This is a genomic window from Hyphococcus flavus (assembly GCF_028748065.1).
Taxonomy (GTDB): domain Bacteria; phylum Pseudomonadota; class Alphaproteobacteria; order Caulobacterales; family Parvularculaceae; genus Hyphococcus; species Hyphococcus flavus.
On the sequence record NZ_CP118166.1, the window covers coordinates 1,113,754 to 1,139,747 of the forward strand.

A 25,994-nucleotide genomic window follows, 5' to 3' on the forward strand; every position below is an offset into this window, starting at 1 on the left:
ATGACGCCAGAACAACGCGAACGTTACGCCCGCCACATCCTCCTGCGCGAGGTGGGCGGACAGGGCCAGCAAAAGCTGATGGACGCGCGCGTGCTTGTGATTGGCGCGGGCGGGCTCGGCAGTCCGATCCTGCAATATCTCGCGGGCGCCGGCGTCGGTACGTTGGGCATCTCCGACAGCGACGATGTTTCGTTGTCAAACCTGCAACGACAGGTGATGTTCCGCACCGAGGATGTGGGCGCCGACAAAACCAAAAGCGCGGCGGCGTATATCGAACGGTTGAACCCGAACATCACCGTCAAAACGCACCCGCGCATCAGCGATGAAAACGCCTCGGCGATCATCGCCGATTACGACCTCGTGGTTGAAGGCGTCGATAATTTCGCCGCGCGTTATGTTTTGAACCGCGCCTGCCTCACCGCGAAAAAGCCCCTCGTTTCCGCTGCCGTCGGAAGGTTCGAAGGCCAGCTTTCAACCTTCAAGCCTTATGATAACCCCGGCGTCCTGCCGTGTTATCGCTGCCTCGTGCCTGAGGAGCCGCCGCGCGACCAACAGGTGAACTGCGCAGAGGAAGGCGTTCTCGGCGCTGTCACTGGCGTTCTCGGCACGCTCGCCGCTATGGAGGTGTTGAAAGAACTTCTCAGTGTCGGCGACAGCATGGCCGGACGACTGCTCGTTTACGATGGCCTTGCCGGCACGTTCCGCACCATCCGCCTGCCGGCGGACCCGGCATGTAGTGATTGTGGTCGTGTGGCTGATTAGATCCCGCAGATAATAACGATAGCGCCACCACATTAACTGCGGGTACCTATAGCTTACCTTTCTGTCCGCCCCCCCGAATTAGAAACAGCATGTGTATAACTCGTCGGCGGAGCTCTGTACCTCAAAAGATAGAAATGTATGTTGATGCAACGATAAGCATTACCGGAAAATTCTCAATGAAGATCAAAACTCTACAACTTAAAAATGGATACAAACGGTTTCACGATTTAACCATTGACCTCGGCGACAATCCCGCACGCATTGTTGCGCTTCTGGGCCCAAACGGTAGCGGCAAAAGTAGTGTCTTTGATGGAATGCTATTCCTGCAGAACAACCACAACCAAATCGGCGGAGAAGGTCATCGGCCTAATAAGTATCACTCAATGCACGGTGAGACCAATTTTCAATCCAGCAATGTTTCTATTGAGTTTGACCAAGGCCAATACAATGAAGTTTACGCAGCAAAAAACAAAAGCGGGCAAGCAGGTACTATCTTCTCATTCAGGAGCTCTTATAGATATAATAGCCAACTCAACGTCACCCAAATCAAGTCGATAGAGGACATAAGCACAAATAATTATGGCGCTGGATCGGCCAGCGCTATCGACCAGAAAATGGACGTAAATTACCGAAGGCTGTTCGCATATTACAATAACTATCTTGAAGAAAAAGACTGCAGGCCTAGCGAAGCTAAAAAAGCTATTGTCAGTGAATTGAATGATTCACTAGAAAAATGTCTCGATATAAAAATCGATAACCTTGGAAATATCGAAGACAATAAAGGATCTCTTTTTTTTACAAAATATGATCAAGCTACACCATATGAATTCGATGTATTATCGTCTGGAGAAAAAGAGGTCGTTGATATACTCTTAGACTTATTTTTAAGAAAGGAGCGATACTCCGACACAATCTACATTATTGACGAGCCAGAACTACACATAAACACATCAATTCAAAAGTTGTTGCTGTTGGAAATAGAAAAGCTTATTGGCGACCAGTGTCAAATATGGGTGGCCACACACAGCGTTGGCCTCATGAGAGCGCTGCAGTCAGACCTTAAAGATAAGTGCCAGATCATCTATTTCGAACCAGGAAGAAATTACGGCACTGAAAGCATAACGCTATATCCAATCGAAAAAAATTACAGAACTTGGCGTGAGATTTTTCGCACTGCGTTAGATGATCTCACAGAACTAGTTAGTCCGAAAAGAATTATCTATTGTGAAGGACGTGATAAGCCAGGCTCAAGTGGGATTGAACGTGGATTTGATGCAAAAATTTATAATGAAATTTTTGGAAAAGCACACCCAGATACACTGTTCGTCTCTAGCGGAGGAAACACTGAACTAGATCAAAGAAGTAACATAGCAATGATGGTTCTATCAAAGGCTTTGCCTACGTTAGAAATACTCGTGCTTAAGGATCGAGATATTATGCCGGACCGAGCAACTACAATAACCGACCGAACAACATATCTCGAGAACAATCCGCAAAACCATCGCATGTTGAAACGAAAAGAGATCGAGAATTACCTTTTTGACAAATCTGTAATCGTAAGCTTTTGCGCGGCTAGGGGCTTGTCATTTGATGAGGCTAGTTTCGATAAATTAGTTTCTGATATTAGTGATGAAGATGTGAAATCTCTAGCAAGCGAGATTAAAAACTGTTGTGGATTAGCCTCTAATTATGGAACCCAGCAATTTAAGTCGGAGCTTGCACAACATATCACGCCAGAAACACCCACATATACGGAGTTGCATTCGGTAATTTTCAACTAACTTCACTCTCTTAAAACTGAACAATTCGGCTTTTCCGCCTAGTTTCTTTTCTTCTTGTCTATCAATACTGCCTGCTGCCATTTGCTGGGTTTCTTGTCAGTGCGGTGAATGCAGCCCGCCCAGCAGCAAGGGCGTTTTTGACCGTCGAGAAGCTCTTCTACAGCGCGTGTGATCCGTCTTACGCGGGTCTTCTCCTGTTTTGCGTCTTCAACCCAGCAAATGAATTCGTTCCGCCCGATCGGCGTCAGGCTTTCCCAGAGCGTTGTTACCTCTTTTGTCTCGGTCAACGCCTTGACGAAATCAGCGGGAAGATCGTGCACCAGGCCGCCTGAGAGTTTCTTTGCCATATGCTCCGCTTACCAAATTTGCGTCGCCCGTCACAAGTCCGCATGAGACAGAGCGCAACCATCACGCGGGCGCGCACGAGCCTGACAAATTCAACAGATCTGGAACTTAGTCTTCGAGGGTGATGACAACGACGCTGCCGGGCGCGACGGCGACTTTCGTTTCGTCAAAGCGGGGCTTTCGCAGTTTCGGACGGAAGCCGTTGGAAAACGCCACCGGCTCCTTCGGGCGGCCGAGAAAACCGCCGCGATTAAGCACGCCGTCGCCGTTTTCATCCAAGTAAGCCGCGAAGGAATATTCGCCTGGCTCGAGACCGAGCAAAGAAACGACCGCGACGCCTTCCTCGTTCAACTCGCCCTGATGCTTCAGGCGTGCAAGTTCAAGGAAAGAATCTTCGCTATCGTAAACGGTAATGCGGACGGGCTGACCGGGCTTGGCTTTGAATTCTGTCTTCACCGCGGCGACGACAGAATTCGGATCGGCGTATTTTGCAAAAGCATCCGTCATAACGCCAGCGGAATCGGCGTGCGCAGCGCTTGCCGCCGCCAGAAGAACCCCAATCCCCAACAATTTACGCACGAGCTTTTGCTTTCCAGTTACGCGTTACAGACACTTTTCTTACGCCCCACCTAGGGCAAAATAAAGACTGCGCAATAGGTTTTACGGAACCTTAACCATATGATGCGCCTTGAACCTTTCGATTCAACTAAAATTAGAACCAATTCCCGGCAATGTGAGCGGCCTGTTACCGCCCCGCCACGCCGCCGGTGACGAATCCGGCGATTTTGGGCATCCAGGGGACGTAATGCTGTTCCAGCGTCTCAATCCGGAAACCTGCAACGGAGACCATTTCCGCCGGTTTCCGGTTCAAATGACAGCCGCCGGCAAGCTTGCCCCAGACGCCGTTGATACGGCCCTGCCACCGGGCGACGCCCCGATCCGGGGCCGCGCCGTGTTCGAGAAAGACGAGTTTTCCATCAGGCTTCAACACCCGGCGCATCCCCGCCAGCGCCTGTTCGACGCCGGGTATCGTACACAGCGAAAACGTCACCAGCACTGTGTCGACAGATTCATCCGCCAGCGGAATTTCCTCGCCGGGAAGATCGAGCCATTCTACTGAAAAGGGCAGTTTCGAAACCTTTGGTTCAGCAAGCTTGCGCCAAGCCGCCGACGGCTCCAGCGCATAGAGATGCGAAACTTTTTCGCGGTCATAAAACGGTTCATTGTGACCTGATCCAAAACCGATCTCAAGAACGCGCCCTTGCGCTTTGGGCACGAACTTTGCGCGCTCATCGGAAATTGGTTTCATACCGCAAATGCAGGAGACAAGACGCGGCTCTATATTATCAGCGTAAAATCCCATGACCGCATCCTTTGCCGTGGCGTCCGTTTCTTCGGGGGCGGGCTCCATAACAAACCGAGCCCTCCGGCGCTACAGTTTTTTCAGCATCCGAACGGCCGCCAACGAGCGTAGCTTCATGCTTGCTCTAGGGATTTGGCTCGCGGTTCGCATCGAGCCCAAGGATCACACGGTCCGGCGGCTTATGACCGTCGGCGAACATCTTGATGTTGATGATCATCCGCTCGCCCATCTCCACCCGGCTTTCGACCGTGGCGGAGGCGAGATGCGGCAGCAGCACCACATTGGGCGCCTTTAACAGCTTCTCGCTCGGCGCACCGCGCTCATAAACATCAAGCCCCGCCCCGGCGAGACGGCCGCCCTCTATCATATCGGCGAGCGCTTCTTCATCGACGATCTCGCCGCGTGAGATATTCACCACATAGGCGTGAGGCTGCAGCAACTCGAGCCGGCGGCGCGAGAGCAAATGAAACGTCGCCGGCGTATGCGGGCAATTGACCGACACAATATCGACCCGGGCCAGCATCTGGTCGAGACTGTCCCAGTAGGTTGCTTCCAGCTCTTCTTCCATATGCGGATTGATCGGCGAACGGTTGTGATAATGGATCGACAATCCAAACGCGCGCGCGCGGCGCGCAATCGCTTCGCCCACGCGTCCAAGGCCGATAATGCCGAGCTTTTTACCGCGCACGCGGCGGCCAAGCATCCATGTGGGCGACCAGCCGGGAAAGTTCCCGTCTTCAAGCGCGCGCACGCCTTCGGCCAGGCGTCGCGGCACCGCGACAATCAACGCCATCGCCATGTCAGCGGCGTCCTCAGCCAAGACCGAGGGCGTATTGGTGACAGTGATGCCGCGCTCATTGGCGGCGGCGATATCAATATGATCCGTACCGGCGCCAAAATTTGCGACCAGTTTCAGCCGGTCGCCCGCTGCCTCAAAAAAAGCAGCGTCAAGTTTATCGCCCAGCGTCGCCGCCAGAACGTCAACATCCTGCGCTAACGACACGAGCGCCGCCGCCGAGAGCGGCGTATCGCGGTCATGCAGCTTCGTGTCGAACAAGTCTGACAGCCGCGCCTCAACCGATGCGGGCAGCCGCCTTGTCACGCCAACGCGGATACGGGTCGAACTCATCGTAACGCCCTCCCGGCCAGGCGCGATCGCAGGAAAAATTCCGCGCCAGTTAACGGAAGCTTAACCGCTCTGTCGTTGTTTAAGGGTTTATTCATCATCACCGGTTCGAGCGTACGGAATTCATGCAGCGTAAAGGCTTATTCCCGGCCATCATTACTGGCCTCTTTCTATATTTGACCGGAGCCGCCCCCTTAGCGCAAGCCGTTGAGGCAAAAGGACTTCGCGTCACTGACCCGGACCAAATCCGGCTTGATACGCCGTCTGGCCTGCCAGTGCCGCGTATGGTTTCCCTCAAATCGGGGAAAACTTATTGCCGAACTGGACCATCGTTCGAACACCCCATTGAACTGACCTTCATGCGCAAGGGTCTGCCGGTTATGGTGATCGCTGAAACCACCGATTACTGGCGCAAAATTCGCGACCTTGAGGGCGATGAATGCTGGACCCACAAATCGACCCTTTCAGGCGCTGAAACCGCACTGGTGTTGCGGGACGGGCTCGTTCTTCATGCCCGGCCCCAGGCAAACGCCCCCGCCAGGGCCCGGCTGGGCCGCGGCGTCATCGCCTATATCGAGGACGCCCGCAACGGCTGGCTGAAAGTCTCTGCAGACGGCGTAAAGGGCTGGGCCAGCGTGGAGGCGTTCTGGGGGGCGAAAGCCGCCGCACCTATCGCCATAGCGAATGCTGCGACGCATAATTGACCAAAAGTGAGCGCATCTATACCAAGCGCGTTAAATGAAACCGCACCGTTTACGGGCGGCGTTGACAGTTTCCGACAGGGCGCATGAGCGAAGCAAAAAACAGTTACAACCGCGAAGAACTCCTCGAATGCGGCTATCACGGCCTACGAGGCAAGGGCACGGCGCAATTGCCGGTGCCGCCAATGCTGATGTTTGACCGCATCACCCATATCAGCGACGACGGCGGTCAATACGGCAAGGGCCGTGTTGAAGCCGAACTCGATATCAATCCCGACCTCTGGTTTTTCGATTGCCACTTTCCGAACGACCCGGTGATGCCCGGCTGTCTTGGCCTCGACGCCCTGTGGCAGCTCGTCGGGTTTTTCCTCACCTGGACTGGCGCACCCGGCCATGGCCGCGCGCTCGGCTCCAAGGAAGTAAAATTCGCCGGCATGGTTGTTCCGACCGCCAAGAAGGTTACCTATGAACTTGATATCCGGCGTATGATGCGCCGGCCATTGATCCTCGGCATTGCCGACGGGATCATGAAAGTCGACGGTCGCCAGATCTACACCGCGAAGGATTTGCGGGTGGGCCTCTTCTCAGAAGAGGAATTGGCGGCCGGGCTGTCACTTTAAGAGACAACCGTTTTCAACAGAAAACGAAAGGATCATTATGCGGCGCTGCGTGATCACCGGCATGGGAATCGTTTCCTCCATCGGCTCGAATGTCGAGGAAGTCAAAGCCTCTCTTTACGAAAGTAAGTCAGGCACGGCGCATGATGAAAGCTTCGCCGAACACGGCTTCAAGTGTCAGGTGTCTGCACGTCCGGCGCTGAACTATGAGGATGTTCTGGACCGCCGCACGCGCCGGTTCATGGGCGAGGGCGCAGGCTGGAATTACATCGCCATGCAGGAGGCGATTGAGCAATCTGGCCTCGCCGAAGATGAAATCAGCCACCCGCTGACCGGCATCATTATGGGGTCCGGCGGGCCGTCAACCAAAGCCATTGTCGAGGCCGCCGACATCAACCGCAAAACCGGATCGCCAAAGAGAATTGGACCGACCGTTGTGCCGAAAGCCATGGCGTCCACCAACTCGGCGACGCTCGCGGTTCCGTTCAAGATTTTGGGCGTCAATTATTCGATTTCTTCTGCATGTGCGACGTCCGTTCATTGCGTCGGCGCGGCGGCCGAACAAATCATGTGGGGCAAGCAGGACGTCGTTTTCGCCGGCGGCGGCGAGGAACTCGACTGGACGCTCGCCAATATTTTTGACGCCATGGGCGCCATGTCCACCGGCTATAATGAACGCGCCGGCGTCGCGAGCCGCGCCTATGACAAGGACCGCGACGGCTTCGTCATTGCTGGCGGCGCAGCGGTCGTCGTGCTTGAAGAGTATGAGCGCGCGAAAAAACGCGGCGCGCCCATCCTCGGGGAAATCGTGGGTTACTTCGCCAATTCGGACGGCTATGACATGGTGCAGCTTTCCGGCGAAGGCGCGGTTCGCTGCATGCGCGGCGCGCTCGAAACCGTCCGTACGCCAATCGACTACATCAACCCGCACGGCACCTCGACGCCGGTCGGCGATCAGAAAGAAACGCAAGCCATTCGCGAAGTCTTCGGGTCTGAAATCCCGCCATTTTCCTCAACGAAATCCCTCACGGGGCATTCGCTCGGCGCCACAGGGGCGCAAGAATTAGTGTACGGGCTCATCATGATGCGCGACAAGTTCCTTGCCGCCTCGGCGCATATCGAAAACATCGATCCGGAATTTGAAGACCTGCCGATCATCCGCGAAACGGTGGACAACGCCAAGATCGACAGCTTCCTCACAAACAGTTTCGGCTTTGGCGGCACCAACGCCTGTCTCGCCGTCACGCGGGCCTAACCGTTGAACGCATCCGCGCTCATCGCCATTCTTGTCTCCGCGGGGATCGCCACGCTTGGCCTGTGGTGGTTCCGGTTCATTCTGCCGGTCATTCGAAAGCAGCCAAAAAATACCCGCTACGGCGTTTACGCGCTCATCTGGCTCGCCTATTTCATCCTCTCCATGTTACTGATCGGCTCAGCGGCCGGGACCTGATCTCAAAGGAACAAAAAGACATGAGCGAAATTCCGTTCCCGAAGGGCGAATTGATGAAAGGCAAGCGCGGACTTGTCATGGGCGTCGCCAACAAGAACTCAATCGCCTGGGGCATCGCGCAACAGCTCGTCGCACAAGGCGCAGAGCTGGCCTTTTCCTACATCCCGGCTATGGAAAGCCGTGTGAAATCGCTAGCCGAGACGATTGGCGTCGACTTCTTCGTCGAAGCAGACGTTATGAGCGACGATGATATGGACGCGGCCTTCGCCGAAATTAAAAACAAATGGGGCACGATCGACTTCCTCGTCCATTCCATCGCGTTTACGGACAAGGACGCGCTGAAAGGCTCCTTCGTTGAAAACACCACGCGGCAGAATTTCAAAGACACGATGGATGTTTCCGCATTTTCATTCGTTGATGCGGCGCGCCGGTCAGCGGAGTTGATGCCCAATGGCGGCGCCATGATCACGCTTACCTATCTCGGCTCGGAACGGACCGTTCCTAATTACAACGTCATGGGTGTCGCGAAAGCGACGCTTGAAGCGTCCATGCGCTATGTCGCTCGCGACCTTGGGCCAAAAGGCATTCGCGTCAACGCCATCTCCGCCGGGCCGATGAAAACGCTCGCCATGGCCGGCATTACGGGCGGGCGCCAGTTGATGTCTACCGGACGCGATTGGTCTCTATTGAAACAGGACACGTCTATCGAGGGCGTTGCCGGCGCAGCACTATACCTGTTGTCCGATCTCGGCTTTTCCTGCGCAGGCGAAGTCCTTCACGTCGATGCGGGCTTCCATGCCGTCGCCGTTCCGGACAGTGTGGCGCACAAGGAATAGACAAAAGCAAGCGCTTGTGAACCAACCGCAATGCCAGACGGCGGATGACATCATTCAACGCCTCGCCTTGTCGCCGCATCCCGAAGGCGGATGGTTTCGCGAGACATGGCGGGCTGAAGCATCTATTGGCCAGCGCCCGAGCGGCACAGCGATATATTACCTCTTAAAGGCTGGCGAGCGTTCTCAGTGGCATCGCGTGGATGCGGTAGAGATTTGGCATTACTACGCGGGCGCGCCGCTGGAACTTTCCCTGTCGAATAACGGCAAGACCATACGTAATCAAAAGCTTGGCGCCGACATTTCGAACAATGAAACGCCTCAGGTCATCGTTCCGAAAGATTGCTGGCAGTCAGCGGAAAGTTTAGGCGCGTGGACGCTGGTCGGTTGCACCGTGTCGCCGGGATTTCAGTTCGAGGGTTTTGAAATGGCGCCTGAAGACTGGTCGCCAAGCGCGTAGGCTTATTGCGCCGCCAGCGGCGCGGGCTCGCGGCGATTCTGCAATGACGGCCCCGTCGGGTTGCCTTCAAAATCCGTCCAGCAATGGTTGCGATAATCGTAAAGCTTGCAGTTCCTCAATACACGGAAGAAATCGCGGAAACTGAACTCGTAGGCCGTTACCGCGTCGCCGTAACGGGCGCGCAAAAGCTTGCCCGCCTTGTCGAGATGATAGATCGGTATCGTCGTCAGCGCATGATGCGCCGTATGTTCCATGACATTGTAATAAAGCCCCAGCCATTTGAGCGCAGGGATTTCCAAATGCGTCGTCCCCTCGATCGAGGCCTGATAGAACGACCAGTTCTCTTCACTGTCGAACCAATGCCCGTCTTCATGAGCGTGGTGCAAAAAGAAACTGAACGACGCGAGGAAGTTCCAGACAATCATCGGCAACAACCACGCTATCGCAAAAATCGCGAGCAAGCTTCTTTCGGGCTGCCAGAGTTTTCCGAAGAACAACAATGCGGCGATGATCGCGCCGTGCCCGGCCACCACCAACACCGAATCCCAAAAGTAACGCTTCCAGTTTTTTCGAATTTCCGGCGCAACAGGCAGGATCAGTTTCGGTATCCAGATAGAAATGGGATAATTGAAAAACTGCCCTAAAACCCCGCGATTAAGCCGCTCGACAAAGCGCCGAAAAGGCGAAGCCGCGCGGTACTCCTCAACCGACATGGGCGTCCAGACATAATCGACGCCTTTGAAATTGGTTTTGCCGTGGTGAAACCGGTTGTGACCCGTCTCCCACAGGCTGGCCGAATGCGCCGTCGGCAAAAAGGCGAGACGGCCGATAATCTGGTTGCCCCGCAGACTCGGCACAAAGCATTTGTGCACGCAATCATGGCCGATAATGAACAAAAGCCCGAGCGTGAATCCGTTGGCAAAACCAGCAAGCAGATTGACGGCTAATGGAAAAGGCCCGATGGCTGCGTAAAGGGTCGCCACATACGCCGCGAGATGTGCCGCCAGAAGGCGAAGCCCTTTAGACCATGACGGTGTTTCCACCAAACGGCGCTCATCGTCACTCAGCCATTCAAACGGCCGGCCTGTAGGCGTCGCATTAGCAGACATGGACCTCGCGCCTTGTTGCCTTCATCAGAGCCGGGAAATACGCCCCCCGCCAGCGCAGATCAAGCTTGGTAAGCGTAAACAACCCCGTATCGGTTTCGTATCGATACCGATATGGCCGAACCCCGCCTATGGTCACTGGGCTCTCCGCGCTGAACTACTCGTCAAAAACCAGCGCGATCCATGTGCCGCTCTCGTTCACCGCAAGGCGCGTCAGGCCGGACAAACCGTCTTCCGAAAAATCATGAACGGGACGCCAATTCGTATTTCCGCTCGGCATGTAATCGTAAAGCACTGAATCCGCTCCTGAGAAAATACGCTCAAGCGAACCGGCGTCATCAAAATGCGGCCAGAAAAAGTCCATGCCGTCGTTCAACGCAGCGACTGCTGAGATATCGCCGCTATCGAGATCGAACATCATGATAGATTGCGCGCCAGAGTCATCTGCCTGCGTAAAGTAAAGCCGTTGACCATCCGGCGATGGCTGCAGGGAACGGCCGATATTGCTGGCGAGTTTTCGCGTCTCACCGCTTTCGATATCCACAAGGTGTAGTTCGCCGGGTTCGGTACGCAGGAACACGCCGAGTTGTTGTCCATCGGCAAGCCAGGCGTAATAGCCGAGCGGCTTGAACTCAGCGACGGCGGCGGGCTCACCCGAACCGGGCATGTGATAGACTTGCGTCGTCTCGCCGCTTTCGTCGATTTCCTGAATATAGGAAACGCCGTAATCGCCCGGCGCAGGTTTGGGAGAATACTCGCTAAAGCTCGGCGTATTCGTCACGCGCGTTTGCGATGCCGACAAAATATCGTAACGCCACAAATCGGTTTTGCCGCTGTCGCCTTCGGAAACGAAATAAAACGCATCTGTACTCGCTAGAAAATACGGCTGGTTGTCGTAGCCGCCACCCTCAGTGATGCGGTTAAGCCCTGAAACGCTGACGCCGTCCGCTCCTGAAGATAACGTCGCGATATAAATGTCCGTACCCGGCAGTCCCGCAGGTGCGTCTTGGGACTGCACGCCTGCCGTTTCAGACTGATCAGGCGCGCCGCACGCGGCCAACGCCAACACAAATAGCCATACAAAGTTTTTCATGTGCGTAGCCTACTCGGCGTTGATGAAAGCGCGTACGTCCGCCGCCAGCGCTTCGAGCGAGGGTTGGTGAATATACATCATGTGACCGGCTTCATAATAAGTGAGCGTTAAACGCGACCGGTCAAACCCCGGCTGCGCCAGGGTCATTTCCGTGCCGAAAAACGGGGTTGCAAGATCGTAATAGCCATTGGCTGCGAGAACGCGCAGATCCTTGTTCTGACGCATGGCGCGTTCGACCCACGGGGCGACGTTAACATAAGCGTTTTCACCGCCGCCATTGCCTGCGTCCCAGTTCCAGCTTCGAACACCGCCAAGGGTCGAGTAAGGCTCATCGATATCAACGCCAAGATCGCGGCTGAAATAATCAAGCATTCCAGCCGTATAGGCTGCATCTATACCGTATGCGGACGGATCATATTCCGGCGTTTCACCAACACCGTCTGCTTCCATGCCGGTAAACCGGGAGTCGAGACGACCAACAGCCAACCCTTCATCACGGCGCAGTTCACGCATGAAACGCGCCAAAGTAACGCGCAGGTGCGCTCGCTTCAAATAATCCTCTGATAAGCCGATGAACGACGCAAGCTTCGCCGCCACCGCATCGCGCTCCGCCTCCGGCATGAGCTGACCCTTCAAAAGCGCCGGCATGTATTCATCGGTCGCAAACGCTCGCGCATCGTCCAGGAACGCTTCCATGTCGCCGCCCCATTGGCTGCGGTCGACTTTCTCATGATACCAGGCCGTCGCAGCGTATCCCGGCATCAAGCCGATATAACCGACATCATTGCCTGCATCCGTCGCGTCGAGGCCGAAGTTCAGAACCGTCGAGATCAGGACAATGCCGTTGACAGCGATGTCAGTCCAGCCGCTTTCAAGCGCGGACAGCAATGCAGCGGAGCGGGTGGTGCCGTAACTTTCACCCATCAGGTATTTCGGCGAGTTCCAGCGCTTGTGCTCCACCAGCCAGCGGCGAATAAACTCGCGCACGGAAGCCGCGTCCTGCGTCACGCCCCAGTAATCGTCAGTAGACGCATCGCCAATGGTTTTCGACCAGCCTGTTCCAACAGGGTCGATAAATACCATGTCCGTCACATCAATGATCGATTCCGAATTGGCGATCAGGTCATAGGGCGCAGCGCCATCATCATCCGGATCGGAGGGCAGGCGCACCCGCTTCGGCCCGAAGACGCCCATATGAAGCCACAATGAAGCCGAACCCGGCCCGCCGTTAAATATAAAAGCAACAGGCCGTTCGCGCGGATCATCATAACCGTCGGCGATGTAAGACGTAGAGAATATCGATGCGACCGGCTCGCCTTTGTCATCTTTCAAAAAGGTCTCGCCGGCAATCACACGATAACTGACCGACTTGCCGCCCGCGTTCACGCGCGCCGTTGTTTCATAGACCCGTGGCGCATTGGCGCCCTCTTCTGATTTCTCGGCCGGCGTTTCTTCCTGTGCGGCGGCGCAGCTTGCAATGAAAAGGCCTGCCATCAGGGTGGCGAGCAGTCTCATGATCATGGCTTTCCCTATTCCGGCCTTTCTTAGGCCCCTTGTTTTTCTTTTATCCAGGCGTCGATTTTACGCTCTAGCACCGGCATCGGCATGGTGCCGGTCAGCAGGATTTCATCGTGAAATTCGCGGATGTCGAAATCCGGCCCCAAAGCCTCTTCCGCTTTTTTGCGCAACTCATTCATCTTCAGCATGCCAAGCTTGTAGGACGTCGCCTGCCCCGGCCAAACAGAATAGCGCTCAACCTCGCGCGTGATGGACGCTTCCGAACGGCCCGTATTGTTCAACATGTATTCAATCGCCTGTTCGCGCGTCCATTGTTTGTGGTGAAGACCGGTATCGACGACAAGCCTGACGGAACGGAAAAGTTCCGACTGCAGCCGCCCGAGATCACCCATGGGATCGTCGGCGAACATACCCATTTCAGCCGCCACCTGTTCCGCGTAAAGCGCCCAGCCTTCAGAAAATTCCGAGAAACTGGTCATGTTACGGATTAAAGGCAGGCCCGCCGCACGTTCCAGCGAACGCTGGAAATGGTGCCCCGGCACCGCCTCATGATAGGTCAAGGTTTTTAACGTCAGCTTTGGCCAATCGGCGGTGTTTTTAAGATTGATCCAGTAAATGCCTGGTCGCGACCCATCGAGCGGGGGCGCGCTGTAATATCCGCCGGGCGCGGAATCCTGTTCGTAAACCGGAATGCGACGAACCTCGACCGGTTGCTCGGGCAGCGTCCCGAACCAGTCACCCGCCAGCGCCATGATGTTGCTCACCTGCACATTCAAATCGGCGAGCAACTGAGCACGGCCGGCGTCATCGTTCGGATACAGCATGTCCTCGCGCGCGCCGATCTGCCGGAAACGTTCTGTAACGGAGCCTTCCGTCAATCCTTGCGCATCAAGAATGGCATCCATTTCGGCGGTGATGCGCGCGACCTCGTCTAGGCCTATCTGGTGAACGTCATCAGCCGTTTTGGCGCCAGCGCCGTAAACCTGCAGCGCATGGGCGTAGAACGCCGTCCCTTCATCGCCAAGCCGCCAAATGCCGGCGTCGGTCCCTGCTTGGGCTTTAAGGCTTTCAAGCGTCGCCGAAAGCCGCGCATAGGCTGGATAAACATTTGTTTCCAGCGCTGTTACGGCTTGTGTCAAAAGATCGGCGCGTTCCTCATCACTCAACTCAGAGACATTTTCGAGCCTTGCCGCAAACGATGTTGCGAGCACGTTTTGATCGGGCGGCGAGGATGTGAAACCCGTTATCGAATTAATCGCGCCGTTCACCGCGAATAATGGCGGCGTCACGCCTAACGCGGCATCGCCGCTGACAGTTTCAATCGTTTCGTCAAAGACACGGCCGAACTCATTCAACCGCGAAACATAGTCTTCCGCCCCCTGACGGGTTTCCACCTTATGACGGTTCAACATCAAGCTCGGCAGACCTAAATGCGGCCCTGAAAGTTGGGTCACCACATAGGGCGAACCTGAACCGTAGGGAGTTGCGCCGCCAAAAGCGAACTGATTGCGGCGGGCGCCATTTTGATAAGACGTTCTAAGGACGTCATAGGTGATGGCGTCCTGCCCTGAAAACTGGTCGCGCTCAAAGCCCCTGATCTCCTGCAGAAACATCTCATTCAAGCTGCGCGCCTGTTCATTCGCGGCAAAACCGTAACCGCCAAGCCTGCCATTAAACCCGGCGCCGGCAATGTCTTCATCAACGCCCAGTGACGTGGCGTATTCCGGCGCCATTCTCAGAACCTGTTGTGCATGATCGGCCAACATAGCCTGCAACATGGAGGCAGGCGTCGGGGCGGCTTCCTGGGTTGGCTCATCCACCGTGCTAACCACGGTGTCTTCTGCGGGCGCAGCGCGCTCACCACATCCCGACAACATCAAGATCGCCAACGCTGATCCGGCCAACAAAGACTGTTTTTTATGAAGTCGCATGGTTTCGTCCCCTCGCTTTTCCGGCCCTTGCTGTTCCGGTGTCGAATCGCGGTTCACCATAGCCTTCAAAACCGCCGCCCCAAAGCCGGGAAGAGGCGCCGAGGTCATCAAAAACAAAAAGCGGCGCCTGATTGCCACAGGCGCCGCTCTTCATGGAGTCTTGAGTGAAATCAAGCGGTTAGTCGCGCTCAATCTCCTGGCCTGTGGATTGATCCACGACTTTCATAGAAAGACGCACTTTGCCCCGATCGTCAAAGCCGAGAAGTTTCACGAAAACTTCGTCGCCTTCCTTGACCACATCGGTGGTCTTTTCAGGCCGTCCGTCCGACAATTGCGAGATATGCACGAGGCCGTCACGCGGACCGAAGAAGTTGACGAAAGCGCCGAAATCCATGGTCTTGACCACTTTGCCCTTATAGATTTCACCAACCTCAGGTTCGGCGACGATGGAATGAATCCACTTGTACGCCGCATCGATCTGCGCCTTGTCGCTGGAGGCGATCTTGATCAGGCCTTCGTCATCGACATTAATTTTTGCGCCGGTCTCTTCGACAATTTGCCGGATGACCTTGCCGCCTGAACCGATCACGTCGCGAATTTTGTCTTTCGCAATCTGCATCGTTTCAATGCGCGGCGCATAATCGCCGAGATCCGCACGCGCCGTATCAAGCGCCTTGTTCATCTCACCCAGAATATGCATGCGGCCGTCTTTCGCCTGATCGAGCGCGACCTGCATGATCTCTTCGGTGATGCCAGCGACCTTGATGTCCATCTGCAACGATGTGACGCCCTGATCCGTGCCGGCGACTTTAAAATCCATGTCGCCAAGGTGATCTTCGTCGCCAAGAATATCAGACAGTACCGAGAACCGCTCGCCCTCGAGGATCAGTCCCATGGCGATACCCGCCACCGGGCGCTTCACCGGCACGCCGGCGTCCATCATTGCGAGCGACGAACCGCAGACCGTCGCCATGGACGATGAGCCGTTGGATTCGGTAATTTCCGAGACAAGACGGATGACGTAAGGAAATTCATCCTGGGTCGGAATAACTGCTTTCAGGGCGCGCCAGGCGAGCTTGCCGTGGCCGATTTCACGCCGGCCGGTAAAGCCCATGCGGCCCACTTCGCCAACCGAATAGGGCGGGAAGTTGTAGTGCAGGAGGAACTGTTCCTTGTAGGTGCCGGACAACGCGTCGATGAACTGCTCGTCCTCACCAGTGCCGAGCGTTGCAACAACCAGCGCTTGCGTTTCACCGCGAGTGAACAGCGACGAGCCGTGCGTGCGCGGCAATACGCCTGCCTCGGCGACGATCGGGCGGACTGTTTTGGTGTCGCGACCGTCAATGCGTTCGCCCGTGTCGAGAATGCCGCCACGCACGATGTCAGACTCGATCGACTTGAACGCCCCGCCAACAACAGCTTTCGATGGCGCGTCTTCGTTTTCGTCATCGCACAGGGCTTCGACGACCTTGTTTTTCGCCGCCGCCAGCGCTTCCTGACGGTCCTGTTTGACGACAAGCTTGTAGGCCGCCTTGACGTCTTCCTCGACGAGTTCGCGGACCTGACGCTCAACATCCGAGTTATCGGGCGCTGTAAAGTCCCAGGGCTCTTTCGCGCATTCTTCCGCGAAATCGATGATCAGGCTAATCGCCTCTTTTGCAGCCTTGTGACCGAAACTCACCGCGCCAAGCATCACGTCTTCAGAAAGCTCGCTCGCTTCTGACTCAACCATCATCACCGCATCGGCGGTGCCGGCCATAACGAGGTCGAGTTTGGACTCGTCCATCGTATCAATCTGCGGATTGAGGACATACTCGCCATTGATATAGCCGACGCGCGAGGCGCCGATCGGACCCATAAAAGGCACGCCTGAAATCGTCAGCGCCGCAGAGGCGGCAATCATCGCGACGACATCAGGATCGTTTTCAAGATCGTGGCTTAAAACCTGGGCCACAACCAGCACTTCGTTTTTAAAGCCTTTGGCGAACAGCGGCCGGATCGGGCGGTCGATAAGGCGCGACGTCAGGGTCTCTTTTTCAGTCGGGCGCCCTTCGCGTTTGAAGTACCCGCCCGGCACGCGGCCGGCGGCGTAGTATTTTTCCTGATAATGGACCGTCAGTGGAAAGAAATCGAAAGCAGGGTTCGCTTCCTTTGCAGCGGTGACCGCAGCGAGCACGGATGTTTCGCCATAAGTGACGAGCACGGCGCCGTCAGCCTGGCGCGCGATGCGCCCTGTTTCGAGCGTCAGCGTTCTGCCGCCCCATTCGATCGATTTTTTCGTGATATTGAACATATTTTCTCTTCTCTTCTTACGCGTCGGCTCTCACGCGGATCGCAAAAGCCCTTCGGTTTTATGTAGCCAAAAACGAAAGCGCCGCCTTATTGAGGCGGCGCGGGTTGGTTATCTCGGCTGCATTCTGATGGCTCCATCGAGCCTTATGGTTTCGCCGTTCATGTACCCGTTACGGCAGATTTCTACTGCAAGTGATGCGTATTCTTCCGGCGCACCCAGTCGCTTTGGAAACGGCACCATGGCGGCGAGCGCATCCTGAATTTTTTGATCCATGCCGGCCATCATCGGGGTCCAGAAAATGCCCGGCGCGATGGTGTTGACGCGCACGCCAATACTCATCAGGTCGCGCGCGATCGGCAGGGTCATGCCGGCGACGCCTGCTTTTGACGCCGAATACGCCGCCTGCCCGATCTGGCCGTCAAAAGCGGCGACCGAGGCGGTATTGATGATGACCCCGCGCGCGCCGTCTTGTTGCGGTTCGTTTTTCTCCATCTGCTCCGCAACGAGGCGAATGCAGTTAAACGTACCGATCAGATTGACCTCAAGGACGCGTTTGTAATTGTCGAGATTGTGCGCGCCATTCTTGCCCACCGTTTTTTCGCCGACAGCGATGCCCGCGCAATTCACAAGGATCGACGGCGATCCATTGGCTTCAACGGATTTGGCGAGCGACTGCTTGACGTTGTCCTCATCGGCAACGTTGGTTTTGCAGAAGACGCCGCCGAGTTTTTCGGCAAGCGCCTCGCCCTTTTCTTCATTGAGGTCCCAGAGAGCGACTTTCACGCCGGCTTCCGCCAGGGCTTCGGCTGTCGCCGCGCCGAGGCCAGATGCGCCGCCAGTGATGATTGCTGATGTTCCGGAAATTTTCATTTTTTCTCCTCGCCCGTTCGTCAAATAAAGCGCCGCTCCCCCTGGAACGGCGCCGGGCGCAAATTAGCGGCGCAGGCCAAGCTCTTCGATCAGCTTCTTGTAGCGCCCTTCGTCATTGCGCTTGACATAATCAAGAAGACGACGGCGCTGAGAGACCATTTTCAACAGCCCGCGACGCGAGTGATTGTCTTTCTTGTGTCCCTTGAAGTGTTCGGTGAGGTTCGAAATGCGCTCCGACAGGATCGCAACCTGAACCTCCGGCGAGCCTGTGTCGCCATCATTCTGAGCAAATTTTTTAATGAGTTCAGCCTTACGGCCAGCCGTAATGGACATACTTGTGTTTCTCCGCAGCGTCCCCTGAAAATCACGGCCTTGCCGGGACGCCGTCCAGCAAGGTCGTTAGAATTTCGGGGCTTATGGGGGAAAAGCGGCGGGATGGCAAGGGGCTGGCCTGAGCCCTATCCGACGACTACGCGCTTGCCCGCGCTTCGCCCTCATCAGACCTGCCCCACTTTGCAATCATCTGCTTCAGGGGAGCAGCCTTTATCGGCTTGGCGACATAATCGTTCATTCCCGCCGATAGGCAGATTTCCCGATCAGTCTCCATGGCGTTAGCTGTCGCCGCGATGATCGGCGTAGGCTTCAGTTTCAGTTCCGTTTCGATCTTGCGGATTTCCTCAGTCGCCTTAATACCGCTCATTACGGGCATGGAAACATCCATCACGATGAGATCAGGGCTAATCCGGCGCCAGGCAGCAACGGCCGCAGCGCCGTCCTCTACAGCCGTGATCTCCACGGGCTCGTTTTGAAGCAGGCTTTTGAAGACAAGCTGGTTCACTTGATTGTCTTCAGCGAGAAGAATTTTCAAAGGCGCTGCCCCGGCTGCGGAAGCTATGCTGCGTTGGGGAACAGGCGCATTGGTAATCGTATCATCAGCGACATGAGCACACACGTTCCGGACTGCTTGCCTGAGCTGCGAAGCGCGCACCGGCTTTGTCAGCCATGCGTCCACACGGTCTTCCGGGCCCTCAGGCCCTGTTCGTTCGTTAACCGATGAAAGAACAATAATCGGCGTTTTCGAATGCGCCGCAGAGTCCCGAACGCGCTTAACAAGGTCAAGTCCTGACAGTTCCGGCATTTGAAAATCGGTGATAATAAGCTCAATCGGATCGCCTTCGCTGCGAGCGGCGTCAAGGACACGCAAAGCTTCAATGCCGCTCGCGGCGATGACCGGCCGCATTGACCACTGTCCCACATATTCCTTGAGAATAGTGCGGTTAATTTCGATGTCATCGACTATAAGAACGCGCCCGTCAGCCGGATCAGGCCCTAGCGCATTACTGTCCATGGGTTGCGAGACCGCACGCAAGGGAAGGTCGGCCCAAAAGATTGAACCCTTCGCCAGTTTGCTTTCCACCCCGACGCTGCCGCCCATTTGCTCAACAAGGCTTTGGGTTATTGCCAGCCCAAGACCGGTACCCTGGTGTTTTCGTGTCGCCGTCATGTCGGCTTGGGTGAATTTGTCGAACACGGCTGAGAGCTTGTCTTCAGCGATTCCGACGCCGGTATCTTTAACACTGATCCGGACACCGTCTTTGTATGGCGCGATGTCAATCAGGATGTGACCAGCCTCTGTAAATTTCGCCGCATTGTTTACAAAGTTTGCAATGACCTGACGGACGCGGCTTGCGTCGCCCTCAAACTGGGTCGGCAGCGCCGGGTCATAGCGCACACACAAATCAACATTTGATTGAACCGCACGGCTTGAAAACAAAATCGCCAGATCTTCAGCCGTTTGCTGAAGATCGAAAACCTCGTTTTGCAATTCTATTTTTCCGGCTTCGATTTTCGATATGTCGAGAATGTCATTGATGATTGTCATCAGCGCTTCACCCGATGTGACAATCACGTCAACGATTTCCCGCTGGCGCGGCGTAAGCTCGGTTGTGCATAAGACTTCCGCCATGCCGATAACGCCGTTCATGGGCGTGCGAATTTCATGGCTCATATTCGCCAAAAACTCAGACTTGGCGATGGTGGCCGCCTCAGCGCGTTCTTTTTCCACACGCAACTGATCAGCAAGCGCGCGCAACCGATCAGCTTCCTGTTCTTTCTGTCGCGCCATCTTGCGATCGAATGTCGCCGCACTGAGGCCGATAACCGTCACCAGAACGGTCAATGCAATAATGCTGATATCAAGCGCTTCTCCGCGCAGCAGCACCGAACCTTCGGCTAGTCCGGTCGCAGGCATCATCGTCAGGGCGGACATGCCAGTGAAATGCATTGTGCAGATTGCAACGATCATCAGTCCAGCGCTCGTCAGCGTTGCGCGGCTGTCCGGATCACGCTTCATGTATGTGAACATCGGCACACTGATGGCAAGACAGAACAACACCGATGCGCCAACCTGGAAATAGTCCCATATCAATATCGCGCTGGTCGCATAAGCGCTCATGCCGATATAGTGCATTGAACTAACGGTGATTGCGAAGACGGCGCCCGCTAGCGCTTTCCATGCTTTTCCGCTCGCGTAGGCGTGCACGCCAAAGGCAATGCCGGAAAATATCACCGCTACAACCCAGGACGCAGCAGTACGCCAGAAATCAATGCCGGAAGAGAGCGCAAACTCATAAGCAATCATCGCGGTGAAATGCGTCGCCCAGATTGCTGACCCGGCGCAGAAACCGGCAAGCGCCAGCCATTTAACACGCGTCGCACCAGACGACGCGTGCGCCCTGCCTGTGATACCTACCGCGGCCAGGCTGGCCAGCGCACAAATAGCGGCAGCCACCAGTACGAGCTTCAAATCATGTTGCTGTGTGACGCAGGTGTAAATTTTTACGAACAAGACATCCCCCGGCATAGCGTGAGCCGGAGATTGCCCATTAATGGTTAATCAAAATTCACCATAATGAAATCGATTCTGAAAATCGTGGCTCAGAACCTCCTTACCAACCTTAAAAACTCGCAAAAACAGCCTCATGCCCTAATTATTCAAGACCCGCGCCGGCTTCAGCTTGAGTCCGTCAAGCGTGCAGATGGCGACCGCCTCGTCATGCATCACCGCCAGAACACCTTCTACTTCGCCAACACGTTCACCGCGTACGCCCTTGGCGACGGCCGGCGTTATGATCGCCGCCTGTCCGTGCCGCAACCGGTCAGCTTGCGGTCCATCAATCGCCGCCTGCGGCAAGGCCGTTAACGCATCGGCGATAGGAAGCAGCACGGCGTCCCGGCTGTCCAGCGTATCGAGCGCCTCGAGCGCTTCGAGCGTCACCCCGTCTTCGGCGCGCAAAGAGCCGACAGCAAGCCGCCGTAATTCACTCACATAGCCTTCGGCGCCGAGCACCTGCGCCAGATCGCGCACCAGCGCTCGCACATAGGCGCCTTTTCCGGTTTTTGCCTCGAACACCGCTTCATCTGCAGACGGAACATCAATGAGCTTAAAGTCATTGATCGTGACTTGGCGCGGCTGGAGTTTAACTTCCTCACCCTCGCGAGCAATATCGTAAGCCCGTTCGCCGCCGACCTTGATTGCGGAAAACTGCGGCGGAACCTGTTCGATCTCTCCGGTAAAGCGTCCAAGCGCGGCCTCGATCTCATCCCGCGAGGGACGTTTGTCCGAGGTAGCGATAACATCGCCTTCGACGTCGTCAGTGGCGCGCCGTTCACCCCATGTCGCTTTAAAGCGATAATGCTTTTCGGCATCCATCACGTAAGCAGCCGTCTTTGTCGCCTCGCCTAAAGCGATCGGCAAAACGCCCGTCGCTAGTGGATCAAGCGTTCCCGCATGGCCGGCCTTTTGCGCCTGAAAAAGCCATTTCGCCTTGGAAACCGCCTCTGTCGAACCGACATCATAGGCTTTGTCGATAATCAGCCAGCCCGAAATCGGACGCCCTTTTTTGCGCCTTCTACCCATTCACGGGTTCCTCTCTATTTATTCTCAAAATTTCACCGGACCCACGCCGGTTCGGACGGCGGACAAGGCCCGCTTGCGTTCAAACAGGTCCTGCGGCTCTGGTCAAGCTGAGACGCTGAGGGCCTGCTTTAGTCTGCCGGCGACATGCCGGTCGCCAAGATCGCCGCGGATGATGGTGTAATCTTCGATCCCCATGGCATCAGCCAGCATCACGAATGCGTTGTTCCACCACCCGTCCGAGACGATTTCGATAACCTTGCGCGGACGCCAGCCGAGAGCGTTATAAAAAGCCGATCCGTGATCGAAGACCACGGTATCCGCTTCAAGCGCCGCCGCCCTGTAAGTTTCAGGGTGCGCATCGGCTGTGCGAATAACGCGCCCGCCACAATCGGCGACAACTCGTTCAACTATTTCGTTTGGATACTGACGGTCCGCCACTTCCGAAACCTCGCCGTAACGGGAAAGATAGACTAGACTGCCCGGCGAAGGTGGTTCGCAAGGGGGCGCAAAAACTTTTCGAAGGGCCGCCACGTCACGCCTGCGAAAATGCACAAAGTACTTTTGCTGGCGCAGCACTGTCGCGTTTTTTATTTTCATCGGCCTGTCGACGGAGACAAAATCAACCGCCAGTCTTGCAAGGTCGCGGCAAACGTATGGCCGGGATGCAAGCTCGGCAGGCAAGAACAACGGCGCATTCAGCGGCTCATGACGGATGATAGCGCTCAGATACTCGGAAACCCAATCCCCATAAGTGTCCTTGTGCGCAGACTGCACCCAATAGCCGGTTTCATAAGCTTCAGCAGGCGACCGGTGTCCGAGCAACACGCGCAATCCCGGTGCGCTGGCGCTGTAGCGCTCATAACATCGGCTGCCGACCCAGCCGCCGCCGTTGGGCGTAACAACCAGGTTTTTAACGTCTTCGCTTTCCGGGCGTTCCCGGGCGAAAACCATGCGGCCCTGTTCGCAAGCCCTGCTCTCGATCTGTACTGGCGCGTCTCCAGAAAAATGAATTTTCTGCGCCAGCTTCAATTCGGTATCCCGAGGGTTGAACGGCGCATAGCGCTGCGTTGCAGTGAAAAAAAGCCGGAAGAAAGAGCCGATCCGCCCCCTGACATTTGCCTTAAAAGCCGGCATGCAAAGACCGCCAAGAAAATTTCTGGCGGCGGCCATCACCCTGCCTCCTCGATCGGCAGGTCCAACATGGCATGCAAACGCTTCGACAGCTCCTCTGCATCATGCTGATCGGAACACAGGATTGAATAATCACGAACCCCAGAAGCGTCAGCAAAGAACAGAAAACTGTTCATCCACCAGGCGTCACTAACAAATTCAATGATCCGTTTCGGCCGCCAGTAGACCATGTTGTATGCAGCGGAACCGTGATCGAATAATAATGTTTCCGCCGATTGCGCAGCATTCAGATAATCTTCAAGCTCAGCGTCTTTCGTGCGTAACACCCGCCCGCCACGGCCTTTTACAATCTCCTCAATCAAGAGGTTGGGGTGGGTGCGATCCGCCACTTCCGATGCTTCGCCATGCCGTGACAAATAAAGAGTGGAACCCGGCGCAGCGGTTGGCGCATCGACCTTCAGAAACCGGCGAAGCCCCTCAACTTCCGCAACTCGCCAGTAACGAATACATCGCTGCTGACGGAGAACTTTCGCCTTACGGATACGAAGCGGCTGGGTAAGCGGCACGAAATCGATACCCAATCGCGCAGCGTCACGCCCAACATAAGGCTTTGCTGCAAAACTTTGAGGCAGGTAAACAGGCGCGTCGATTTCTAATAGCGTCGAAAGGGGCGATAAATATTCAGACATCCAGTCACCGAACGTATCAACATGTTCGGACTGGATAAAATACCCTTCCTCAACCTCAGCCTGCGGATTATTACTTGCGGCCAGCATACGAAGACCGGGCGTGCAGGAAGAATACTTTTCGTAAAGCCGGCCGTTTTTCCAGCTCGCGCCAAGGGGCGTGACAATGAGATCGTCGACATTTTCGAACTGCGGCCGGGGTGTCCTGAAACTAAGGCGATGCTGGTAATTGTCGTTGCCGCTTGTCAGCGGGCGATCGCCGTTGAACGGCACTTTGTCTCCAAAAGTGAACGCTTTTTCTGCAGGCGTGAGCGGCTGATATTTCCCGGCCGCCGACCAGCCCGCGCGCCACATCGATGCGGCGGCGCTGCGCAGCCGCGCCAGCGGCGCTTGAAATTTAGCGTGACGGTAAGAAAACATTTGCCCGGTTTTGTTCGCTTTTTTCCGAGACTAATACAGGAAACCTCAGAACACAGTTAATCCGAGGGAAAAATCGCAGGTTTTAATCGTCGCGGTCTTTCAGGTCCCTGGCAACGTCAGGCCGCGCCAGCAGCGCATCGATTTTACGGGCTTCCTCGAAAGTATCATCGCTTTTGAATGTCAGGGCAGGGGTAAATTTCATGTCAATTTTCTTGCCCAACAGGCTGCGCAAATACGGCGCGACACGGTTAAGCGCCGAAACAACATCGTCCTGCGCCGTCCCGCCCAACGGCGCCGCATAGATGCTGGCCTGCTTCAGGTCTGGCGAAACGCGCACCTCGCTCACGGTTACGGAAACGCCGTCCAGCGCCGGATCGCGCAAGGGCTCGCGCTGGAGAATTTCCACAAGCGCATGACGCACAAGCTCGCCGGCGCGGAGCTGGCGCTGGCTCGGGCCTTTTGTTTTCGAAAATCGTTTTGCCATCGGAGGCAGACATAAGCGCTTAATGTGAATTGGGAAAGGGTTGCGGCGGCGAGTGCGCGACAAAGGCAGGTCAGTCATGCCGCCATGGGCGCGGGTCGGAACTGACAAACCCCATGATGATCGAGTCGCGCACGCCGATATGCGTCTTCCACGCCGCGCGCAACAGCCCCTCGCGCTGAAAACCGGCCCGCTCGAACAGGCGGATGGAGGGCTTATTGTCAGGGTCGATATCAGCGTAAACGCGCCGCGCTTCATGCTTATCAAAAATACTATCGAGCGCTGCGCATAAAGCAGTGAATGCAAGGCCGCGCCCCTGAGCCGCCGGGCAAAGCATAATCCCAACCTCCCACACATGGCCGCCGCGCGGGATCATGGTGATGCGCCCCAAGGCATCGCCGTCTTCACGCTCAACAATCGCCCAAGTGGTTTCCTCGGTTCCCTCATTCCATTTTGTCAAAAGGCTGACGGTTTCCTCTACAGTCGCCGTCGCCGGATCCGACATATAACGGCAACTTTCTTCGTCACCGAAGATTGCATGGAGTGGCGGGCTGTCGCGGTCGGGATTGAATAGTCGAAGAACGCTCATGTCTACGCCACAAACTTGGTTACAAAGTGTGCGGACTTAGAAAGGCTAGAATGGTTCATCTCATTATTCCCAGGTATAGTTTCGCCTTCGAGAAACACATACAGCCGCGCAATCCCACAATCCTTGGCGAATCTTTGAAGCATTTGTTTCTCGCTACCAGAAAGAACTGAATGGCGCCCGCATATTCGCAACAAAACCTTAGGCGACATAAGCCACCGCGCTTCGAAAATCTCGCGAATTGCATGTTTTACTAAAGCAGCCGCCAAATCATAATCTGTAAAAAGCGGCTCAATGCTCTCGAACGAATTATGTACGGTAACGGCATGCAAGCCGGACATGCCGCTGGCGGAAGCGCCAACAGCTTTGACGTACTTCCCGCCAGCTTTGTTTTCAATGGCAATCAAAGGCGGTTCATCGAAAACTGCGCCAGTTTGTAGCCACTTTAACGCAATGCGATCTTTGCCGATCGACCCTAAAACAATCGGGAATCGACCGGACAGCGCATGAAAGAGCCACATT

26 protein-coding genes are annotated in these 25,994 nt (G+C 55.7%); 8 read left to right on the plus strand and 18 right to left on the minus strand.

Annotation, left to right across the window (positions count from 1 at the left end; all coding sequences use genetic code 11):
* Positions 1-762 carry a HesA/MoeB/ThiF family protein gene (locus PUV54_RS05390; RefSeq protein WP_274494564.1) on the plus strand — a complete coding sequence of 254 codons (762 nt, stop codon included), beginning with the start codon at positions 1-3 and terminating at the stop codon, positions 760-762.
* A gap of 176 nt (positions 763-938) precedes the next feature.
* Positions 939-2,543 carry an AAA family ATPase gene (locus tag PUV54_RS05395; RefSeq protein WP_274494565.1) on the plus strand — a complete coding sequence of 535 codons (1,605 nt, stop codon included), beginning with the start codon at positions 939-941 and terminating at the stop codon, positions 2,541-2,543.
* 38 nt (positions 2,544-2,581) lie between these two features.
* On the opposite strand, the gene PUV54_RS05400 is transcribed toward PUV54_RS05395, so the two are convergent.
* The 4 genes from PUV54_RS05400 to PUV54_RS05415 form a co-directional block, all read right to left on the minus strand.
* Complete coding sequence (locus PUV54_RS05400) at positions 2,582-2,890, minus strand: YdeI/OmpD-associated family protein (RefSeq protein WP_274494566.1); 309 nt, start codon at positions 2,888-2,890, stop codon at positions 2,582-2,584.
* Positions 2,891-2,996: 106 nt separating this feature from the next.
* On the minus strand, positions 2,997-3,467 hold the full coding sequence (locus PUV54_RS05405) for a DUF2141 domain-containing protein (RefSeq protein ID WP_274494567.1): 471 nt from the start codon (positions 3,465-3,467) through the stop codon (positions 2,997-2,999).
* Positions 3,468-3,633: 166 nt separating this feature from the next.
* Entirely contained in the window at positions 3,634-4,251 is a 618-nt protein-coding gene (locus PUV54_RS05410) for a class I SAM-dependent methyltransferase (protein WP_274494568.1), read from the minus strand.
* A gap of 124 nt (positions 4,252-4,375) precedes the next feature.
* The gene (locus PUV54_RS05415; protein WP_274494569.1) at positions 4,376-5,380 is read right to left on the minus strand and encodes a 2-hydroxyacid dehydrogenase; all 1,005 of its coding nucleotides are present in this window, start codon (positions 5,378-5,380) and stop codon (positions 4,376-4,378) included.
* Positions 5,381-5,502: 122 nt separating this feature from the next.
* Here PUV54_RS05415 and PUV54_RS05420 point away from each other — a divergent pair, with 122 nt between their 5' ends.
* The 6 genes from PUV54_RS05420 (at position 5,503) to PUV54_RS05445 (ending at position 9,438) form a co-directional block, all read left to right on the plus strand.
* Entirely contained in the window at positions 5,503-6,081 is a 579-nt protein-coding gene (locus PUV54_RS05420; RefSeq protein WP_274494570.1) for an SH3 domain-containing protein, read from the plus strand.
* Between the two features lie 83 nt (positions 6,082-6,164).
* Entirely contained in the window at positions 6,165-6,698 is a 534-nt protein-coding gene (gene fabA, locus PUV54_RS05425; RefSeq protein WP_274494571.1) for a bifunctional 3-hydroxydecanoyl-ACP dehydratase/trans-2-decenoyl-ACP isomerase, read from the plus strand.
* A gap of 37 nt (positions 6,699-6,735) precedes the next feature.
* The gene (gene fabB, locus PUV54_RS05430; protein WP_274494572.1) at positions 6,736-7,950 is read left to right on the plus strand and encodes a beta-ketoacyl-ACP synthase I; all 1,215 of its coding nucleotides are present in this window, start codon (positions 6,736-6,738) and stop codon (positions 7,948-7,950) included.
* A gap of 3 nt (positions 7,951-7,953) precedes the next feature.
* Entirely contained in the window at positions 7,954-8,145 is a 192-nt protein-coding gene (locus PUV54_RS05435; protein ID WP_274494573.1) for a hypothetical protein, read from the plus strand.
* 20 nt (positions 8,146-8,165) lie between these two features.
* Complete coding sequence (locus PUV54_RS05440; protein WP_274494574.1) at positions 8,166-8,981, plus strand: enoyl-ACP reductase FabI; 816 nt, start codon at positions 8,166-8,168, stop codon at positions 8,979-8,981.
* A gap of 16 nt (positions 8,982-8,997) precedes the next feature.
* Entirely contained in the window at positions 8,998-9,438 is a 441-nt protein-coding gene (locus PUV54_RS05445; RefSeq protein ID WP_274494575.1) for a cupin domain-containing protein, read from the plus strand.
* A gap of 2 nt (positions 9,439-9,440) precedes the next feature.
* On the opposite strand, the gene PUV54_RS05450 is transcribed toward PUV54_RS05445, so the two are convergent.
* The 14 genes from PUV54_RS05450 to PUV54_RS05515 all read right to left on the minus strand — a co-directional run bounded on the left by PUV54_RS05450 (position 9,441) and on the right by PUV54_RS05515 (position 25,993).
* Positions 9,441-10,547 (minus strand): fatty acid desaturase, encoded by a 1,107-nt coding sequence (locus PUV54_RS05450; protein ID WP_274494576.1) that lies wholly within the window; start codon positions 10,545-10,547, stop codon positions 9,441-9,443.
* Between the two features lie 154 nt (positions 10,548-10,701).
* Positions 10,702-11,637, minus strand: a complete 936-nt coding sequence (locus PUV54_RS05455; RefSeq protein WP_274494578.1) for a TolB family protein — start codon at positions 11,635-11,637, stop codon at positions 10,702-10,704.
* Positions 11,638-11,646: 9 nt separating this feature from the next.
* Positions 11,647-13,158: a S10 family peptidase gene (locus PUV54_RS05460; protein ID WP_274494579.1), complete on the minus strand. Its 1,512-nt coding sequence runs from the start codon at positions 13,156-13,158 to the stop codon at positions 11,647-11,649.
* A gap of 23 nt (positions 13,159-13,181) precedes the next feature.
* On the minus strand, positions 13,182-15,086 hold the full coding sequence (locus PUV54_RS05465; protein ID WP_274494580.1) for a DUF885 domain-containing protein: 1,905 nt from the start codon (positions 15,084-15,086) through the stop codon (positions 13,182-13,184).
* A 178-nt stretch (positions 15,087-15,264) separates the two neighbouring features.
* Positions 15,265-17,379 carry a polyribonucleotide nucleotidyltransferase gene (gene pnp / locus PUV54_RS05470; protein WP_274494581.1) on the minus strand — a complete coding sequence of 705 codons (2,115 nt, stop codon included), beginning with the start codon at positions 17,377-17,379 and terminating at the stop codon, positions 15,265-15,267.
* Positions 17,380-17,487: 108 nt separating this feature from the next.
* Positions 17,488-18,249, minus strand: a complete 762-nt coding sequence (locus tag PUV54_RS05475; protein ID WP_274494582.1) for an SDR family NAD(P)-dependent oxidoreductase — start codon at positions 18,247-18,249, stop codon at positions 17,488-17,490.
* Between the two features lie 63 nt (positions 18,250-18,312).
* The gene (gene rpsO, locus PUV54_RS05480) at positions 18,313-18,600 is read right to left on the minus strand and encodes a 30S ribosomal protein S15 (protein ID WP_420797941.1); all 288 of its coding nucleotides are present in this window, start codon (positions 18,598-18,600) and stop codon (positions 18,313-18,315) included.
* A 118-nt stretch (positions 18,601-18,718) separates the two neighbouring features.
* Complete coding sequence (locus PUV54_RS05485; protein ID WP_274494584.1) at positions 18,719-21,097, minus strand: response regulator; 2,379 nt, start codon at positions 21,095-21,097, stop codon at positions 18,719-18,721.
* Positions 21,098-21,235: 138 nt separating this feature from the next.
* Positions 21,236-22,168, minus strand: a complete 933-nt coding sequence (truB, locus tag PUV54_RS05490; protein ID WP_274494585.1) for a tRNA pseudouridine(55) synthase TruB — start codon at positions 22,166-22,168, stop codon at positions 21,236-21,238.
* A 102-nt stretch (positions 22,169-22,270) separates the two neighbouring features.
* Positions 22,271-23,338: a hypothetical protein gene (locus PUV54_RS05495; protein WP_274494586.1), complete on the minus strand. Its 1,068-nt coding sequence runs from the start codon at positions 23,336-23,338 to the stop codon at positions 22,271-22,273.
* Entirely contained in the window at positions 23,338-24,405 is a 1,068-nt protein-coding gene (locus tag PUV54_RS05500) for a glycosyltransferase family 61 protein (protein WP_274494587.1), read from the minus strand. The genes PUV54_RS05495 and PUV54_RS05500 overlap by 1 nt, the downstream gene beginning before the upstream one ends.
* A gap of 82 nt (positions 24,406-24,487) precedes the next feature.
* Entirely contained in the window at positions 24,488-24,889 is a 402-nt protein-coding gene (rbfA, locus tag PUV54_RS05505; RefSeq protein WP_274494588.1) for a 30S ribosome-binding factor RbfA, read from the minus strand.
* 70 nt (positions 24,890-24,959) lie between these two features.
* Positions 24,960-25,475, minus strand: coding sequence for a GNAT family N-acetyltransferase (locus PUV54_RS05510; protein ID WP_274494589.1), 516 nt, complete (start codon positions 25,473-25,475; stop codon positions 24,960-24,962).
* Between the two features lie 2 nt (positions 25,476-25,477).
* A complete protein-coding gene (locus PUV54_RS05515; protein ID WP_274494590.1) occupies positions 25,478-25,993 on the minus strand; it encodes a rod shape-determining protein in 516 nt (171 codons plus the stop codon).
* Between the last annotated feature and the right edge of the window lies 1 nt (position 25,994).

Coding starts and splice junctions, on each gene's coding strand:
- PUV54_RS05390 (WP_274494564.1), top strand. CDS start 1: ATGACGCCAGAACAACGCGAACGTTACGCCCGCCACATCCTCCTGCGC.
- PUV54_RS05395 (WP_274494565.1), top strand. CDS start 939: ATGAAGATCAAAACTCTACAACTTAAAAATGGATACAAACGGTTTCAC.
- PUV54_RS05400 (WP_274494566.1), bottom strand. CDS start 2,890: ATGGCAAAGAAACTCTCAGGCGGCCTGGTGCACGATCTTCCCGCTGAT.
- PUV54_RS05410 (WP_274494568.1), bottom strand. CDS start 4,251: ATGGGATTTTACGCTGATAATATAGAGCCGCGTCTTGTCTCCTGCATT.
- PUV54_RS05415 (WP_274494569.1), bottom strand. CDS start 5,380: ATGAGTTCGACCCGTATCCGCGTTGGCGTGACAAGGCGGCTGCCCGCA.
- PUV54_RS05420 (WP_274494570.1), top strand. CDS start 5,503: ATGCAGCGTAAAGGCTTATTCCCGGCCATCATTACTGGCCTCTTTCTA.
- fabA (WP_274494571.1), top strand. CDS start 6,165: ATGAGCGAAGCAAAAAACAGTTACAACCGCGAAGAACTCCTCGAATGC.
- fabB (WP_274494572.1), top strand. CDS start 6,736: ATGCGGCGCTGCGTGATCACCGGCATGGGAATCGTTTCCTCCATCGGC.
- PUV54_RS05440 (WP_274494574.1), top strand. CDS start 8,166: ATGAGCGAAATTCCGTTCCCGAAGGGCGAATTGATGAAAGGCAAGCGC.
- PUV54_RS05450 (WP_274494576.1), bottom strand. CDS start 10,547: ATGTCTGCTAATGCGACGCCTACAGGCCGGCCGTTTGAATGGCTGAGT.
- PUV54_RS05455 (WP_274494578.1), bottom strand. CDS start 11,637: ATGAAAAACTTTGTATGGCTATTTGTGTTGGCGTTGGCCGCGTGCGGC.
- PUV54_RS05460 (WP_274494579.1), bottom strand. CDS start 13,158: ATGATCATGAGACTGCTCGCCACCCTGATGGCAGGCCTTTTCATTGCA.
- PUV54_RS05465 (WP_274494580.1), bottom strand. CDS start 15,086: ATGCGACTTCATAAAAAACAGTCTTTGTTGGCCGGATCAGCGTTGGCG.
- pnp (WP_274494581.1), bottom strand. CDS start 17,379: ATGTTCAATATCACGAAAAAATCGATCGAATGGGGCGGCAGAACGCTG.
- PUV54_RS05475 (WP_274494582.1), bottom strand. CDS start 18,249: ATGAAAATTTCCGGAACATCAGCAATCATCACTGGCGGCGCATCTGGC.
- truB (WP_274494585.1), bottom strand. CDS start 22,168: ATGGGTAGAAGGCGCAAAAAAGGGCGTCCGATTTCGGGCTGGCTGATT.
- PUV54_RS05495 (WP_274494586.1), bottom strand. CDS start 23,338: ATGGCCGCCGCCAGAAATTTTCTTGGCGGTCTTTGCATGCCGGCTTTT.
- PUV54_RS05500 (WP_274494587.1), bottom strand. CDS start 24,405: ATGTTTTCTTACCGTCACGCTAAATTTCAAGCGCCGCTGGCGCGGCTG.
- rbfA (WP_274494588.1), bottom strand. CDS start 24,889: ATGGCAAAACGATTTTCGAAAACAAAAGGCCCGAGCCAGCGCCAGCTC.
- PUV54_RS05510 (WP_274494589.1), bottom strand. CDS start 25,475: ATGAGCGTTCTTCGACTATTCAATCCCGACCGCGACAGCCCGCCACTC.
- PUV54_RS05515 (WP_274494590.1), bottom strand. CDS start 25,993: ATGTGGCTCTTTCATGCGCTGTCCGGTCGATTCCCGATTGTTTTAGGG.